General features: G+C 59.8%; 13 protein-coding genes. 6 read left to right on the top strand and 7 right to left on the bottom strand.

From position 1 onward, the window contains the following. Positions 1-32: 32 nt before the first annotated feature. The 7 genes from ssuC to NCHU2750_RS28430 all read right to left on the bottom strand — a co-directional run bounded on the left by ssuC (position 33) and on the right by NCHU2750_RS28430 (position 8,897). Positions 33-833 carry an aliphatic sulfonate ABC transporter permease SsuC gene (ssuC, locus tag NCHU2750_RS28460; RefSeq protein WP_045231749.1) on the bottom strand — a complete coding sequence of 267 codons (801 nt, stop codon included), beginning with the start codon at positions 831-833 and terminating at the stop codon, positions 33-35. Positions 834-851: 18 nt separating this feature from the next. After that, positions 852-1,784: an aliphatic sulfonate ABC transporter substrate-binding protein gene (locus NCHU2750_RS28455; RefSeq protein WP_045231750.1), complete on the bottom strand. Its 933-nt coding sequence runs from the start codon at positions 1,782-1,784 to the stop codon at positions 852-854. A gap of 22 nt (positions 1,785-1,806) precedes the next feature. Beyond that, complete coding sequence (locus NCHU2750_RS28450) at positions 1,807-3,159, bottom strand: LLM class flavin-dependent oxidoreductase (protein WP_045231751.1); 1,353 nt, start codon at positions 3,157-3,159, stop codon at positions 1,807-1,809. 350 nt (positions 3,160-3,509) lie between these two features. Then, complete coding sequence (locus NCHU2750_RS28445; protein WP_045231752.1) at positions 3,510-6,020, bottom strand: S8 family peptidase; 2,511 nt, start codon at positions 6,018-6,020, stop codon at positions 3,510-3,512. 3 nt (positions 6,021-6,023) lie between these two features. Further along, positions 6,024-7,010 (bottom strand): AAA family ATPase, encoded by a 987-nt coding sequence (locus tag NCHU2750_RS28440; protein WP_045231753.1) that lies wholly within the window; start codon positions 7,008-7,010, stop codon positions 6,024-6,026. Between the two features lie 249 nt (positions 7,011-7,259). Further along, positions 7,260-7,853: a DUF6088 family protein gene (locus NCHU2750_RS28435; protein ID WP_045231754.1), complete on the bottom strand. Its 594-nt coding sequence runs from the start codon at positions 7,851-7,853 to the stop codon at positions 7,260-7,262. A gap of 81 nt (positions 7,854-7,934) precedes the next feature. Beyond that, the gene (locus NCHU2750_RS28430) at positions 7,935-8,897 is read right to left on the bottom strand and encodes a LysR family transcriptional regulator (protein ID WP_010974803.1); all 963 of its coding nucleotides are present in this window, start codon (positions 8,895-8,897) and stop codon (positions 7,935-7,937) included. 171 nt (positions 8,898-9,068) lie between these two features. Here NCHU2750_RS28430 and NCHU2750_RS28425 point away from each other — a divergent pair, with 171 nt between their 5' ends. Genes NCHU2750_RS28425 through NCHU2750_RS28400 form a run of 6 tightly spaced genes read left to right on the top strand, consistent with a single transcriptional unit; the run spans position 9,069 to position 16,673 of the window. After that, positions 9,069-10,361, top strand: a complete 1,293-nt coding sequence (locus NCHU2750_RS28425; protein WP_010974866.1) for an NtaA/DmoA family FMN-dependent monooxygenase — start codon at positions 9,069-9,071, stop codon at positions 10,359-10,361. Then, positions 10,358-11,584, top strand: a complete 1,227-nt coding sequence (locus NCHU2750_RS28420) for an LLM class flavin-dependent oxidoreductase (protein WP_010974865.1) — start codon at positions 10,358-10,360, stop codon at positions 11,582-11,584. Before NCHU2750_RS28425 ends, NCHU2750_RS28420 begins: the two co-directional genes overlap by 4 nt. Positions 11,585-11,594: 10 nt before the next feature. Next, the gene (locus NCHU2750_RS28415; protein WP_012655011.1) at positions 11,595-13,082 is read left to right on the top strand and encodes a SidA/IucD/PvdA family monooxygenase; all 1,488 of its coding nucleotides are present in this window, start codon (positions 11,595-11,597) and stop codon (positions 13,080-13,082) included. Continuing rightward, the gene (locus NCHU2750_RS28410) at positions 13,079-14,065 is read left to right on the top strand and encodes an ABC transporter permease (protein ID WP_045023439.1); all 987 of its coding nucleotides are present in this window, start codon (positions 13,079-13,081) and stop codon (positions 14,063-14,065) included. Before NCHU2750_RS28415 ends, NCHU2750_RS28410 begins: the two co-directional genes overlap by 4 nt. Then, the gene (locus tag NCHU2750_RS28405; protein ID WP_010974806.1) at positions 14,065-15,006 is read left to right on the top strand and encodes an ABC transporter permease; all 942 of its coding nucleotides are present in this window, start codon (positions 14,065-14,067) and stop codon (positions 15,004-15,006) included. Before NCHU2750_RS28410 ends, NCHU2750_RS28405 begins: the two co-directional genes overlap by 1 nt. Next, positions 15,003-16,673 (top strand): dipeptide ABC transporter ATP-binding protein, encoded by a 1,671-nt coding sequence (locus tag NCHU2750_RS28400; protein ID WP_045023436.1) that lies wholly within the window; start codon positions 15,003-15,005, stop codon positions 16,671-16,673. Before NCHU2750_RS28405 ends, NCHU2750_RS28400 begins: the two co-directional genes overlap by 4 nt. The last annotated feature ends 28 nt before the right edge of the window (positions 16,674-16,701 follow it).

Raw genomic sequence — 16,701 nt, 5'->3', positions numbered from 1 at the left:
TTCAAGGAGACTAAAGTCACCAGAGACCTCTCTTACTTCTGATAGGATGGATGCCAGCGTAGCCAACGGTTCTCCGCGAGCCGCGCCAGCCAGTCTGTCAGCTTGCCGAGAAGCGCGTACAGGATGATCGAGAGCACCACGACATCGGCCTGAAGGAATTCGCGCGCGTTCGTAGCGAGAAGGCCGATACCCGAACTCGCTGCGATCGTCTCGGCGACGATCAGCACGATCCAGGCCACCCCGAGCGCGTACCGCACACCAACGAGAATAGACGACATGGCTCCAGGCAGTATGATGTCACGTAGAAGACCGGTTCGTGTCAGTCCGTAGTTCCGCCCCATCTCGATCAGACCCTGATCGACTGATTTGATGCCGTGGAAGGTGTTGAGGTAGATCGGAAACATGGTGGCGAACGCTACGAGGAAAATCTTGGCTTCCTCGCCGATTCCGAACCACATGATGACGAGCGGCACCATGGCGAGCGATGGAATGTTGCGGAGCATCTGAAGCGAGCTGTCGAAGAGCGTTTCCCCGGTTCGCCAAAGGCCGTTCACAAAACCGAAGAACAGCCCCAGAGCCGCACCTATACCGAAGCCGACGGCCGCTCGCCAAAAACTGGCTGCCATATGCTGCACAAGCTCGCCGCTTGCCGCCAGAGACCAGGCGGCCTCCAGGACGGCGAGCGGCGAGGGTAGAATGCCTTGGGAGAGCAGTCCTCCCGATGAGGCGATCTGCCAGAGAATGACGACGATTACAGGAAACGCCCACGGAGCAAATGCCTGGGCCAGATACCGTCCTGCTGTGATTGGAGTCTTCGCGCTGGTCGTCATCATCGTCAGCCTCTGCGTTCGTCAGTCCGTCTGCTTGGGAGAGAAGGAGTCGTCCAACAGGTCGCTGGCGTTCAGCTTCTTGTCGATGATCCCGGCTCCATAATAGAGATCGATCGTGCTTTGCTGGAGCTTCTCGACGTCTGCGTTGATCAGCTGGGGAGCGTGCCTTTCGCGGGTCTGCTTGCCGAGCGCCACGTCATCGGGAATTTTGACGAGCTGGGCGATAATCTTCGAGTATTCCCGCGGATGCTCGAGCCCCCAGGCGCGAGCCTTGGCGCTGCGGGCGACGAAGTCCTTGAGGATATCGCGCTTGCCTTCGATAGCAGCCTCGGAGGCGATGAAATAGGAAAGGCTGGGGTAGTTCTTGCCATCGACGATGATGCGAGCCCCGGACTTGAGCGTCGTGAAGGAGATGTAGGGTTCCCAGAGCGAGACGGCATCGACCGATCCGTTCGTCAAGGCGAGCGTCGCCTCCGCAGGCGGCAGGAAGACCGGCGTGATGGCGTCTTCCTTGAGACCAGCCTCTTTGAGCGACTGAAGGATAAGGGCGTGGCCCGCCGAACCCTTCACGAAAGCGACCTTCTTGCCGACGAGATCCTTGATGCCCTGATAAGGTGCGTCGTTCTTTACGATGATGGCGTTTCCTTCGTACTTTGTGGCGAAGATGGCCTTTGCCTTGACACCACGCGCAGCGGCAAAGGTCAGTGGCGCGTCGCCGACCGAACCAGCGTCAAGAGCTCCGGCAGCGAGAGCTTCGAGCAGAGGGGCGGCGTTGGCGAATTCGCTCCACTCGACTTGATAGGGGACGTCCTTAAGCACGCCGGAAGCGTCCATGACAGCGCGCGCGTTGCCGCGCTGGTCGCCAACGCGAAGAACCTCCTGGGCGGAGGCGACAGTCGCGGCGACGGAGATCGCCACTGACAGTGCGAGGCGAATGATTGACTTGGTCTTCATCACAATACTCCTTGATGCGAGGTCAGAGCGCAGCGCGCCGCTTCTCGGTTGTCTCGCGTGTTTCGAATTGATTGGCTGGCCGTTCGAGACCCAGGGTCTCGCGCAGGGTGGTTCCCGGATACTCCCGACGGAAAAGTCCGCGCTCCTGGAGAACCGGGACGACGCCTTCGAGGAAGAGGTCCTCGTCGCGACGGATGTAGGGAGGCAGGATGACGAAGCCGTCACACGCACGCTGGGAGTACCAATGGGCCAACTGACTGGCGACTTCCTCCGGCGTACCGACGGGCGCGAAGAATGACAGGCTTTCCGCATACCATTTTCCGACCTCGGCAACTGTCATTTTCTGTTCAATGGCGCGCTTGATGACGTACTGGAAGCGGCCGACGCTGCCGGTGATCTTGTCGGTGATATCGGGGAAGGGTGCATTCTGGGGGAACTGGGCGAGGTCGAAGTTCATGCTCGCCGACATGAAGCTGAGGCCTGCCTCGGGCAGAATGAGTTCCTTGAGCTCTCGTTCCTTGTCCAGTGCTTCCTTACGGGTGCGGCCGACCACGGGGACGATGCCGGGGAGGACCTTTACGGCGTTCTCCGAGCGGCCGCCTTCGACTACCTTTTCCTTGAAGTTCTTGTAGAAGCTTCGTGCGCGCTCCAGTTCAGCATGGACGACGAAGATCACCTCGGCATTCTGCGCCGCGATCCCCTGGAACCGGTCCGAAACGCCAGCCTGAATGAGGACCGGACGACCCTGCGGTGGGCGGGGTACGTTGATAGGGCCGCGGATTTTGAAGAAGTCGCCTTCATGGTCAATGTAATGGAATTTGGTGGGATCCGCGAAGACGCCGGACTTCTTGTCGAGGACGAGCGCATCGGCTTCCCAGCTATCCCATAGCTTGCCCATGACGTCCGCAAATTCGATGGCGCGGAGGTAGCGCTCCTCGTGTCCGAAATGTTGCTCCCGGCCGAAATTGCGCGCCTCGCCATCGCTGACGGAGGTGACGAGGTTCCAGGCGGCGCGACCGCCGCTGATATGGTCGATGTTCGCCAACATACGGGCGGCGGCATAAGGCGAGGCATATGATGATGAGATCGTGCCGCCTATGCCGATATGATCGGTGACGGCTCCGAGCGCCGCCAGTGTGGTCAACGGCTCGGGCCTGGTGACGAGACGATACTTCACAGTGTCGGCAAAGTGCTGGCCATAGTTGTCGTCGATCGAAAGCTTGTCGGCGACGAAAAGCATGTCCAGCTTCGCGGCTTCTGCGCGGCGGGCGACGGTCTTGTAGAGCGCCCAGTCGACGCCGCCTGAGGTGGCCGACTCCGGGAGCCGCCAACCGCCGAGATGTGTGCCGGCCTCGAGATAAAGAGCGAGATGCATCCGTACGCCTTCCTGAGATAATCATTCTCAGAAAGACTATTTATATAAAATCTACCGTCAATATAGAAATAATGGAATAATGCTTGGTATCGAAAGAAAGCCTCAGGGGTCTAATTGTCTGAGGTTTGCGGAAACAGTTTCCTCGTAGGCAACAGTTTTCGCGAATAGCTGCCTACCACGATGACGTCGAAATTGTCGCACGCGTGTCCTGATCTGTTGGGGAAAGCCACACATCCCTCCTTCAAGGCGGTGGGGCGGGAACCCGCCAATATGAGCTGCCGAGTCGGATGACTGACTGGGAGGCCCCCTCGTCTGGCACGTACACGGTCCAATGCCCCACGCGGGAGGGTTTAAGTCTCAATCAGAATTTCGGGCGCCACCTCTGGAAGGATGGGGGTGCTGATCGGGGTGTAGAGATCGACATCAGCCGCAGTTCGCAACGTTGCGACAAGTGCATAACGAACTGCTGTATCACCCCTTCTCTGACCCGTATTCTCCCGCCACCATCCGCCAGTCGGATAGATGGCGATAGCGTCACGCTGGGAGAGCTCGACGGCGTTTCCCTCCCAGATATCCCCATGCAGCGATCCTCGATTGCGAAGAACGGGACCAAGCGTCCAGCCTGTGTCTCCCGCCGCCCTTGCCGGCGGCCTTGCCCCGGCCGCGGCATTGATGCGACGCAAGAAGACATCGGGGCGCTCGTCGCCCGGTTTCAACGCAAACCGCAATCCATGCGAAGCGTAGCTGTGACGGCGTGTTTGGCCACGCTCCCCAGGATTGGGCTCAATGAAATAGCTGAGCGTGATCCGCAACTGGACCTGGGTTTCTCCAAGAGCCTCGAGCTCCTCCGTCGGCCAGGGAAGCGCGTGCAGGACCATGTCCTTGGTCTCGATCCTGCTGCCCACGGTCTTGAATGGTTGCATCTCGTTCTCAATGACCATGGTGACATCGTTATCGAGACTTCCAAGGGCGCGCACCAGTGATGGAACCCCGAAACCGTAACGCCGCATCAAGGCATTCTTGTTGATCCCGCCAAGATGGGCTTTCATCGTCGGTGTCCATTCCGCCGAATGGACGATCAGCGCCCTGACCGTCTCGGACCACAGATCAGGACGCTGCCCCAGGATCTGCGCGCCCATCCTTGCCGCGAGCGCAGTTGCTGCACTGGTCTCGCCGGTCGTCGTGAACGCCCGGTTCTCAGGCGTCCGATAGGTCGTCAGCAGCGCGAGATCGTCAAGGTGATCACCAATGAGCGTCGCCGGATCTACGCCCAGATTGCCACCCTCGAAGACGACATCGGGTTTGAGGGGCCAATCGTAGTTCCAAGTGACGGAGGTGCGGCTACGTGGCATAAGATCGCCGACCTGGGCCATGACACCCCACCCGTTGAAGACAGGGTCGGTGATTGTCGTCTTCTCGGTAAATGCTCCGACCGTCAGCACATTCCACGCCTGAGCAGGGCTTTCGATCGGCATGATATCGTTGCGGACGAGATAATCGTTCTGATGGATATCCTCACGAATATTGCCGGCGGAAACCGCAATCAGGCGCGGCGCATTGTCGGCGCCATAGGCAAGTGCGTCGAGAGCCGCAGACCATGACGACGGACGGCCGCGCCAGTGATCGCCGTCACTGGTCAGGGCAAGGCAGATCGCGCGAGGCCGGTTCGGCGCAACGATCTCGGCACGGGCGATTGATTGGGCGGTGATGGCGCCGAAGAGATCGGGGTCATTCGCGCCATGGTCGGGCAGAATCTTTACCGACTCCAGTCGGTGCGTCAGGATGATCTGCCCGGCTCCGGCGAGAACATCGGTCAGGTCACCGTATAGGGCGACGCCGGAAAGCTGGGTGCCATGTCCGCCGTGCCCCTGATTACTGGTGTCTTCGACGTTCCAGCCGGGATCGAATGCCTGCTGATCCACTGCTGCGAGCGCCGGGAGGATCAAAGGGTGACGTCGGGTAGAGCCTGAATCGAGAAGGCAGACGGCGGGACGGTCACCATCGGGGGCCACAATGCGGCCCGCCGTCTCCGCAGCCCAGGCGCGTTGCTCGGCGCCGTCCATCTCCATAAAGAAGGCCGGTGTATCGCGGGCGGTTCGTAGCTCTGCGATCGTGTCGGTGTGCGCAATGATCCGCCCGAGGGTTTCGGCGCTCGCGTGGACGATCAACACCTCGCGCTCCGGAAACTGAAGGGCATGTTCACGCACCGGAAGCTCCAGTCGCTCAGCCGCCGTCGCAAAGGTATCTCTGGTCCCGAGACGCAGCCAGACCTCCCACCAGATGGCCGTACCGGGCACCGGAAAGAACGCCTCGTCATCCGTATAGAGGGATCTGGCCACCGCAAGACGCGCGGTCTCAAGTGAGGCCACGAGCACTTCATTCTTGGGTCCGTTGTTTCTTTCGACGATCTCACCGTCCACCTCGACCCGTTGGATCCGGTCCTGGTCGCGATATTCGGCCACCTTCTTGAGGTAATAGTCGCGCTGGCGCTCGGGGACGAAGACGGTGGCGGCAATCGCGTTCCCTCCCTCCCCTATCGGGCGAACGCTAACAAGTTCGATCGGAAACCTGCCCTGGCGGTTTTCGAGCTTATCGACGATCTCGCTCTGGGATGAAGGGAGTTCGAACTCAAGATAGAAACCTGGCGTTCCACCCGCAAGGTCGGGCTCGCGGGCTCTCAATTGCGCTTCCGCGTCTGCCACTGCCCGGGTAAGGGCTTCTGTCAGCTTTACAGCATGCTGAGCCCTATCGCGCACCGGCACGGTTGTGCCGCCACCTCCGCCTCTGGCGGTGTAGTCCTGGATGTTCCCGTGACCGGGCAAATAAACGTGTGGGAGTGGACGCGGTGGTTCTTCTGCCATCGATTATTGCGACGCCGCTCCTTTGCGTTCGGCTATCGCGAGGGACAGATCGTTCTGGGTGATGCGGTCCCGGTCGGACAGGACGACGAGTTTCGCGGCGTCGGCCGCAGCGCGAGCAATCTCGGCCTGGCTCAAACCGGCAGCATCTGTAACCGCTTTTGTCCAGTTGATATCCCGGGTGTCGAAGCTGGAAAGGCGCGCTTGCAAAATGCCGGTCGCGACTTCAACGCTCGGCAATGCATACTCGATGACGTCATCGAACCGCCGAAAGAGCGCTGGATCGAGCAATTCCGGGTGATTAGTCGCCGCCACCACCAGACCGTCACTCTCATCCTCCTCGAGGAATTGAAGGAACGAATTGAGGACACGCCGGATCTCGCCCACGTCATTGCGTTCCGCGCGCTTCGCGCCGATCGCATCGAACTCGTCGAAGAAGTAGACGCCTTTGGTTTCAGCCATCGCCGAGAACACCAGCCGCAACTTTGAGGCGGTCTCCCCCATGAACTTCGTCATCAAGCCATCGAGCTGCACGGTGAACAACGGCGTATGGAGTTCACCGGCGAGCGCAGCCGCGGTCATTGTCTTTCCGGATCCGGGGGGACCGATGAGCAACAGTTTGCGCCGTGGGGCCAGCCCATGGCTGCGAAGCTTATGCTGTTGTCGCTGCTCGAGAATGACTCGTTTCAAACGAGCTTCGAGCTCCGCAGGAAGGATCATGCTCGACAACCGAACGTCAGTGTAGCGCACCGCAACCAGGTTCGCGAGATCACCGCGTGGCTGCGCAATAGGAACAGGGGCTTTCTTGCGCCCGGAGGTACGATCCTTGTTGGCGCGCGCTGCATCGACAAGCTCGCGGAGTTGCACAGCCACCTTTCCATGACCCCTGCGGGCCTCACTTGCTGCAGCCTGCAATGCAATCGTCAGGAACTGCTCGTCGTCGCCTTCGACGTGGCTCTTCAGCAGCGAGATCAACTGCTGCGCCGTGGTCATGACGACTGAGCTCGGTTCATAGATCGAGCTCCTTCTGATTGAATGGTCCACATTTGCGTCATCGTGTCCCTCTCGCGGTGACTTTTTGGCACTTTCGAGAGATAGACGCCTCTCCCAAAGAACTGGTTAAAATCCAGTTTAATGATCGCCATAGCGAAAAGCAATTTGAACGGAGCAACAGTTCCCAACATTTGAGACTGCAACGAGAGCAAATTCTTTCCTATCAGCTTGATGGATACATTCGCATGGTTATCCATCTATCTCACTCGGCATTGCGTTAGCGATCGAGACCAGCGTCGAACGCATCCAAGCGGGAGCCCGGACCGCATTGGATGCTAGCGTCTTCTTGTCGCTGGCCGACAGTCGACGCGAGGCGATCTGCGCAACGTCGGCGGCACGCACCGCCCCGACGTGACGAAGGGCCTGAACAACTGTGCCGGCAGCACTGTCCGGAGCAATAAGGTGCTTGGGCGAAGCGTGGCGCAGATCAACGACGCGCTTATCGAGCACAACACGGCGCGACGGGCCATCAGTCAGATAGATGCTATGTGCGGGGACCTGTGTTGACAGGCCAAGGGCATTCGCCGCGCGCGCACCGGCGATCTGCACCTGAGATCCGGTCTCCCGCGCCAACGCTTTCGCCACATCGTCAGGCCTAGGCGAAAGGGCCCCAAGTTGCGGATGAACCTTTGGGAAGTCGTACAGGCCTCGCGTCAGGCGCCGAAGCTTTCCATTCCTGGCCAACCGAGAAAGCGCTTGGTCGACGGCCGCGCGCGCGGCCACGTCCAGGAAATCACTGGGCGTGAAGACACTGCCGCGCCCGCCGGCACGGGCACGCTTCATAATTAGGTCTGGAACTGATGTCGCGAGGGGTTTCATGCGTCAGAAATTAGGCTATATTTTTCTGACATTCAAGAGCGCGCTTCATGTTCGAACAATATGAGTAGATCCAAGGCGACCATTCACACGGTCGTCGTTCAGTCTACTGCCGGCACGGCTCTGCTTTCTTACATACGAAAGCAATGCCTTGAGTGCGGCGGAGATATTCCGGTTCTTTGGATAACACAGCATGAACCCCGGATGGGGGGCGACCCAGCCTTCCAGGAGTGAAATCAGACTGCCGTCGTCCAGAAAAGGCTTCGAAATTGGCTCTATGCCATAGCCTATGCCCTTGCCGCTGAGAGCGGCTGAAAGTGTGTAGGTCGAATCCGACACGATGAGCGAACCGCTGACAGCAACCTCGAAGCGTTCTTGACCGCGCTGAAACTCCCAGGGGTAGATTGCTCCGGTGTGGGGGCCTCGAAAGTTGATGCAATTATGATGAACGAGGTCTCCCGGTTCAGAGGGCGCCCCGAAACGGGCGAGATATCTTGGTGAGGCGTAGACAATGCGCTTTAATTCCGGTCCTAACCGAATAGAGACCAGATCGTCCTGGATGCTCCGGTTAGGGATGACCGCAGCATCAAACCCGGACACCGCGATGTCGACGAGCACATCTCCAATCGTGAGATCGATGGTAATGTCCGTGTAAGCGGCTTCGAAGCCATTAAGAAGCGGTTCCATATAAAGCCGCATCGGCATACGCGGGACGCAAAGCTTCAGCGTCCCGGAGGGCTTTTCCCGAGGCTCCGTCAGGTCCTCCATCAAGGTGTCGAATTCGGACATCATTGGCCCGAGGCGCCGGGCCAATCGACTTCCAGCTTCGGTCAATCTGACCGTTCTCGTCGTACGCTGCAGCAGTTTCGTCCCAAGCCGCCCTTCCAGAACCTGGATTGTGTAGCTGAGAGTGGAAGGCGCGATTTTCAGGGCTGCTGCGGCCCGAACGAAACTGCCGGAATCCACGATCATCATAAAAGCACGCAGATTGCCAAAGTCGGTGCCCCGCATTCTTCGAACCTCTCGAATAGTGAAATCGAAAACAAACATATAATCGACAGGAATATGCACCAACGTCTATAGAATTAGTAGACTTTTGCTTCCTAAATAGGCCCGCCGCCCGCAATTTGAAACCGTCTGTCATGGGCGCGGCACCTCCTTATTCCTGAAGCAAAGAACGATATGCAACGAGAACTTCATTTCACCGCAAATTACAATCTTGGCCTCGGCTTGCACCCAGCGCGATGGCGCCTCATCGACAACCCCGCGCAGTTTCTCGATGTGAACGCTCACATCGAGGTCGCGCAGATCGCGGAGAAGGCAGGTTTCGACGCTGTTTTTCTATCGGACTTCCAAAGCCTTCCGATGGAGCCGCCAGTCGAACCGTGGCACGCACTCGATCCATTGCTGGCACTTTCGGCGATAGCGGCGAGAACTGAATCCGTGGGACTGATCGCCACTGTTTCCACGACATTTTCCGAGCCCTACGAACTCGCCCGCAAGCTCTCTTCGCTCGATCATATCAGCGGTGGCCGTGCTGCCTGGAATATTGTGACAAGCTATCTTCCGGAAGCAGGCTGGAATTTCGGCATGGACCTGCCGACGCATGACGAGCGTTACGACCGTGCGGAGGAGTTCGTGAGCGTTGCAAAGGCTCTCTGGGCAAGCTGGGGAGACGGTGCGCTATTACTCGACCAGGCTGGCGGCACGTTCGTCGACTGGAAGAAGGTCAGCCATCTCAACCATGTTGGAATGCATTTTAAAGTCCGTGGGCCCTTGCAGGTGCCGACCAGCCCGCAAGGAAAGCCCATCCTGGTACAAGCCGGATCCTCCGAGGTCGGCCTTAGCTTCGGCGCAAGGCACGCCGACCTGATCTATAGCCTCCAGACCAACCTCGAGGCGGCCCAGGCGGGTTACAGAAGGACGAAGGATGCGGTGCGCAAGGCGGGGCGCGATCCCGACCGGACGCTGTTCATGCCTGGAATCTATCCGGTCGTTGGCTCAACCGAAGAAGAGGCGCTCAGAAAAGTTGAACGACTCGACGCGCTTCGCGACCTCGCCGCCGATGCGCGCTGGTTCGGGATTCGTCTTGGTGTCCCTCTTGGTGGCGAGGACCTCGACAAACCGGCTCCGACCCGCGCTCAGGCTGACTTCACACCTGCGGTTTCAACCGGGATTTCGGAATCCACCTGGCAGATGATCGAGCGGCGGCCCGGCGCGACGCTGCGGGAAATCCTGCTCAGTTCGCAGGGACGCAACCGCTTTATTGCCGGGACGCCAGAGAAGGTCGCCGATGAGATTGAGTTGTGGTTCCGCAGCGGTGCGGCTGACGGCTTCAATGTCAGCGCCACGCATTTTCCCGATGGCTTCAGTTCGTTTACGGAAAGCGTCATCCCCATCCTGCAGCGACGTGGCATCTTCCGGTCGGAATATCGGCACAGCACATTGCGCGGAAACCTGGGGCTCGGTGAATGACGCGCGACCCTCACCACACGCTCACATCCACGGAACTAACGCAGAACGATCCGGTCCCGTCACCCGCTGATTTTGACGAAAGCCCAGTCGCGCGCATCTTCCGGCAGCCGACGATGCTCGGCCTCTTTCTGCCACTCAATGCCGGTGGCTGGAGTGCGTCGCATCTGCCACGCACGACGTCATGGGATTTCGGCTACAACCGCAACCTCGTACGAATCGCTGACGAACTCGGCTTCGACATCGTCTTTGGACTGTCGCAATGGCTTCCGAAAGGCGGGTTCGGCGAAGTACTGAACGGCACCTCTCTCGACCCCTTCGTCACCATGGCTGCGCTGGCGACAGAGACGAAGAATATCCTGCTCGCATCGACCGTGCATATCCTGTATGGACCTTGGCACCCGCTTCATCTGGCGCGCGCCGGCGCCACCCTCGATCACATCACAAATGGCCGCTGGGGCCTCAATGTCGTGACCGGTCATCGCCGGATTGAACACGAGATGTTCGGCGGCTCGCAGATCGAGCACGATCAGCGGTACAGGCTCGCCGACGAATTCGTCAATGCGCTGAAGGCATTGTGGCGCTCGGACGAGCCCGTCACCTTTTCCGGTAAATCGCCATGGCGGATCAAAGAGGGCTTCATCACGCCGAAGCCGCGTTTCGGCCGACCCCTTCTGATCAGCGCGACAGGCTCGCCCGCCGGCATAGACTTCGCTGCGCGGCAATCGGATATCGTCTTTGTCACTAGCCCCGGCGGGGGCAGTTTCGAGGCAGCGCGGGCGTCGCTCGGCGCCCATACCGCCACCGTCAAGGCAGCTGCGGCTCGAAACGGGCGCACAATCCGCGTCATCCTCAATCCAATCATCGTCTGTCGCGACACGGATCAGGAAGCTCAGGAATACTATGGCGCGATTGTTGCCGCCGTCGAGCAGAGGAATGTCGGCGGGCTGCATAACATTGCTGACACGAAGGATTTCGACAAACGGCTGGTCAGCGACGCGCAGGCGTGGGCGAAGAGCAACGATGTAAACTCGGTCGATGCGATCGCTGTCGGGGGGAATGTCCGGCTCGTCGGCTCGCCTCAACGGATCGTCGAACAGCTTGCCGCTTTGCATGCCGAAGGAGTGGACGGTTTCCACATCTCCTTCTTCGACTACCTGCCCGACCTCACCCATTTCGGACGAACCGTTCTCCCGCTGATGCGGGCAGCCGGTTTGCGGCTCTAGGGGTGATGAGATGACAGTTCAACAAAAAATCGCGTCGGGCCGATCAAGCGGGAGAACGGTGTCGCAAGAGCGTCTCAACCAGCTCAGTGAACAGACGCGTCGCGCAATCGCGCAGCTCGAACCGGTCACTCTGGATTGGGTTGCTCCGGTCGCCACAGATATGGACGTTGCCGTCATCGGCGGTGGTCAGAGTGGTGTTGCCATTGCGTTTGGACTGCGCCGTGCCGGCATCCGACGGGTGCAGGTTTTCGATGCCGCCACGCCGGAAACAGCGGGCGTCTGGAATACCATAGCCAGGATGCACACGCTTCGCGCGGGCAAGGGATTTACCGGTCTCGAACAGGGCATCCCTGAACTGACATTCGAGCACTGGTACGTTGCGCTTCATGGTGACGCCGCATTTGCCGCAATGGCGGAAATACCCCGCACCGTCTGGCTCGACTATCTCAACTGGTATCGCGAAACGGCGGGGATCGACGTGCGATGGCAGCATCGCCTGATTTCGATCGATCCGCGTTCGGACGCCGAAAACGCACCGCTCAATCTGCGCTTTGAACTGCAGGACAAGGGCGTGATAGATCTGTCAACACAGACGATCGTACTGGCAACTGGCCTGGACGGCTTGGGCGAACCCTATATACCGTCGGTTCTTTCCCACACTCTTCCTCCCGACCGCCTTGTCCACACGAACGACCTCATTAATTTCGCTAGCCTTCGCGGCTTGAGCGTGGGTGTGGTCGGAGCGGCCGCATCCGCGTTCGACGCAGCGGCTGTCGCGCTGGAACATGGTGCAGCGAGTGTGCATCAATTCGTCCGACACGGCGATCTCGTAGAGGCCAACGATCAGGCTGCCGCCAGACCCTCGGCTGACAAGCTGTTCTTTCCGGAATTCGATGATGCAATGCGATGGCGTTTGATTTTGGAGCGCCGGCGACGCAGCTCCGCGCCGGATGCGGCCATCGCCCGGGCCTGCCAGCATCCGAACCACTATCTCCATTTCAACGTTGCGGCAGAACAGATTGTAGCTCTTGGCGACGATATCGTAGCGAGAACGACGACGGGCGATATAATGCTGGACACGGTCATTGCCGCGACCGGCTATAGGCAAAACGTTTATGCCCGGCCGGAACTGACCGCCGCGGCTCCCCACATTCTCCTCTGGCAAGACCGCGTTGCGGCGGCGGAGAGGGAAAGCGGCTGGTCTTCGCATCCCTATCTTGGGAAAGGTTTTGAATTGCAGGAGATAGAGCCTGGTTCGGCGCCATGGCTTAAGCGTATCCATGTCTATACCTTCGCGGCGATCATCAGTCACGGCATCCATGCTGGCGATATCGGCAGCGCCGCGATCGCACTGCCCCGCCTGATCGCGGCAGTCGCTCGCTCACTCTTTATCCATGCTCGCGCGGACTACGAGCGGCTTGCGAGCCTCGGGCCGTCCATCGCGGTCGACCGCGTCGCTCCCTCACCCGTCTCCGGACCTTGGGAGGCAGCTCCATGAAGAGGCTTACGCGGGTTGGCCGCAGTCTGCTACGCAACCTCATTCAGGCGGTCCCGACGATGTTCGTCATCGTCACGCTCGGTTTCTTCGTGCTGCAGCTCGCGCCTGGGGATGCCGCCGATTACATGGCGGCCGAATCCGGTGCCGCCACGCAGGAAACGGTGGCCGACATTCGCCGGGCTTTCGGGCTCGATCTGCCGCTGCTCGATCAGCTTGCGAACTACTATACAAGTCTGGCGCATTTCAGTCTCGGCATATCTCCCCGCTACGGTGTCCCCGTCGCCGATCTCATCATGGAGCGTCTGCCGGGTACCCTGACGCTCATGGTTCTTGCGATCGTCATCGCCCTGCTGGTGGGGATCGCAGCTGGCACGATCATGGCACTGAACGCAACGCGCGCGGCCGATCGCATTCTTTCGGTGGCATCGCTGCTGTTCTACTCAGTCCCGACATTCTGGATCGGATTGATCTTCATCATCGTCTTCTCGGTGAAGCTCGGCTGGCTACCGGCTGGCGGCATGAAAACCATCGGCGCTTCCTCGGGGGGCTTTGGCTGGCTTATCGACCGCGCCTCTTATGCATTGCTCCCCGCGACGTCACTGGCGCTCTATTACATGGCGATCTACGCACGTCTCACCCGATCTTCTATCCTTGAGGTCATCGGGCAGGATCATGTCCGCACCGCAAAGGCGAAGGGTCTGGCGCCACGACAGGTTGTCCTTCGCCACGTGCTGCGCAACGCGCTCATCCCGATCACCACGGTGGCCGGTATCCACGTGGCCGGCATTCTTGGCGGCGCCATCGTCATCGAAACGGTCTTCAGTTGGCCAGGCATGGGTCGGCTTGCCTTTGATGCCGTCATGGCGCGTGAATATACGCTGTTGCTCGGCATCATGCTGGTCTCGTCTGTCCTGGTGATTTGCGTCAACGCTATCGTCGACATCATCCAGGCTGCCCTCGATCCCAGAATCGAGGTGCGCTGATGAGCGGCTTCGATATCGAATCCTCAACCGCACGCATGGCAGCCGGTGAAGCCCCCTGGAGCAACATCGGCAATCCTGTCATTGCGCGCTCGGTCCTGCGCGACTTTCTCTCGAACCCGGGCGCGACAGCCGGTCTCATGACACTCAGCATTATAATGCTCCTGGCGCTGTTGGCCCCGTGGCTGGCTCCGGGCGATCCGCAGTCGATTGTCGGCCCTGAGCGTCTTTGGCCCGGAGAAAATCCGGACTTTCTACTCGGCACGGATTCACTCGGTCGAAGCGTCTGGGCGGGACTGGTACATGGCGCCCGTGTCTCGCTGCTGGTGGGGATTTCCGCAACAATTCTCGGTCTGGTGTTCGGTGGACTTATTGGAGCCATCGCCGGCTATTGCGGCGGCTGGATCGACGATCTCATCGTCCGGTTCATCGAGATATTCCAGACCATTCCTAGCTTCGTCCTGCTGGTCGTTCTCGTCGCCTTCGCGACACCGACAATCGGTACGGTCATCGTCGGCATCGCACTTGTGTCCTGGGCGATGATCGCGCGTCTCACCCGCGCCGAGTTCCGCTCGATCCGGGAGAAGGATTTCGTCATGGCTGCCAGGGCGTCTGGCATTTCGGCGCCACGGATCATTCTGCAGGAAATCCTGCCCAACGCCCTGCCCTCGCTCATCGTGGTCTCATCGATCATGGTTGCCTCGGCGATCCTGATGGAATCTGCGCTGTCCTTCATGGGGCTTAGCGATCCGAATACCGTCACCTGGGGATCAATGATCGGCGCCAGCCGCGAGGTGATCCGCAGCCACTGGTACCTCACGCTCATGCCCGGTGGGTGCATCGTCCTCACCGTGCTGGCGCTCAACCTCATCGGGGATGGCCTCAACGACGCGCTCAACCCGCGGATCAGGCGCAAAGTCCGCTCGCGGAAAGCAGTGGAATGATGGCGATACCTTTGCTTGGTGTCCGCGACCTCTCAGTCCGATATCACAGCCGGAGCGGTGAAGCGGTTGCCGTCGAGAACCTTTCCTTCGACATCGCCGCCGGCGAGGCTGTCGCTCTGGTCGGCGAATCCGGTTGCGGGAAAAGCACGACTGCCCTTGCGCTGTCCAACCTCCTGCCGGACGAAGCGTCCAGCAGCGGCGAGGTGACCTTCGATGGCCTGGATCTCTTCCGCCTCCCACCCAAGGCATGGCGGCCCATTCTCGGACCCCGGATCGGCATGATCTTCCAGGAGCCGATGAGCGCTCTCAATCCGGTCTATACGGTCGGAGACCAGATCGCCGAGGTACTGCACGCCCATGAACGGCTGTCCCGGAAGGCTGCACGTTCGCGGGTTCTGGAATTACTCGATCTGGTGTCAATGCCGGAACCACACCGTCGTATCGCGTCCTATCCACACGAACTGTCCGGGGGCCAGAGACAGCGTGCCATGATCGCCCAGGCGATCGCGCTCACGCCGCTCCTGCTGATCGCAGACGAACCGACCACGGCTCTCGACTCGACGATCCAGAGCCAGATCCTCGAATTGATCGATCGTCTTCGGCGCGATCTGTCCATGGGCCTGCTTCTCATCTCCCACGATCTGACACTGGTGTCGCGCTGGACCGACCGCGTGGTCGTCATGCACAACGGCAAAAGGATGGAAGAGCTCAAGGCAGAGCATCTGTTTCAGGAGAGCCAGCATCCCTACACGAAAGGGCTGATCGGCGCATCGATCCGTCTCGGCGATGGGCGCCACGCTTCATCGGAGCGGCTGAACGAGATCCGGACCCACAGGAACAGCAACGGCACAACCAGCTTCGAGATCCGTAGCCCGCCGGTTGCAGCGGAACCGCGCACCAATGCAACGGCAGATGCGCTTCTGGAAGTCGAGGATCTCACGGTTCGCTATGACCCCGCTAGCAAGACACCGCCTGCCGTCGATCGTGTGACCTTCGAACTCCTGCGCGGCGAAACGCTCGGGCTGGTCGGAGAATCCGGTAGCGGCAAGTCTTCGCTTTCAAAGGCGCTCAGCCGTCTGATACCCGTTGCCGGCGGACAGATCCTGTTCGAAGGTCAGGACATCACCCACGCAGGTGGAGCCGACCTGCGCGCCTTCCGCGGGCGCGTGCAGATGATCTTCCAGGATCCTTATTCTTCCCTAAACCCGCGCCGGACCGTTGGAGATATTCTCGATAGCGTGCTGCATGCACACAAGTATCGCAATTCCGCCGACAGGCAATCGCGCATAAGCGAAGCTCTCGACCAGGTCCGCCTGCCACGTTCGGCGGTGGAGCGCTTTCCCCATGAATTCTCCGGTGGGCAGCGTCAACGGATCGCGATTGCCAGAGCCCTGATCGTGCGGCCCTCGCTCGTCATCTGCGACGAACCGGTATCGGCACTCGACGTGTCCGTTCAGGCGCAAATTCTCAACTTGCTTGCCGATCTCAAGGAGGAAGCCGGTCTTTCCTATCTCTTCATCTCCCACGATCTGGCTGTCGTGAAATACATCTCGGACAGGATCATGGTCATGAAGGATGGACACATCATCGAGCGCGGCAACCACCAAAATCTATGGAGCAATCCCTCCCATGAATACACGAGGAAGCTGATCGCAGCAGCTTCGTAACGGCAACGGACTCCCTAAAACAACAGAA

The sequence above is a fragment of the Neorhizobium sp. NCHU2750 genome (assembly GCF_003597675.1).
Taxonomy (GTDB): domain Bacteria; phylum Pseudomonadota; class Alphaproteobacteria; order Rhizobiales; family Rhizobiaceae; genus Neorhizobium.
This window is presented reverse-complemented; position numbering and strand designations above follow the sequence as displayed.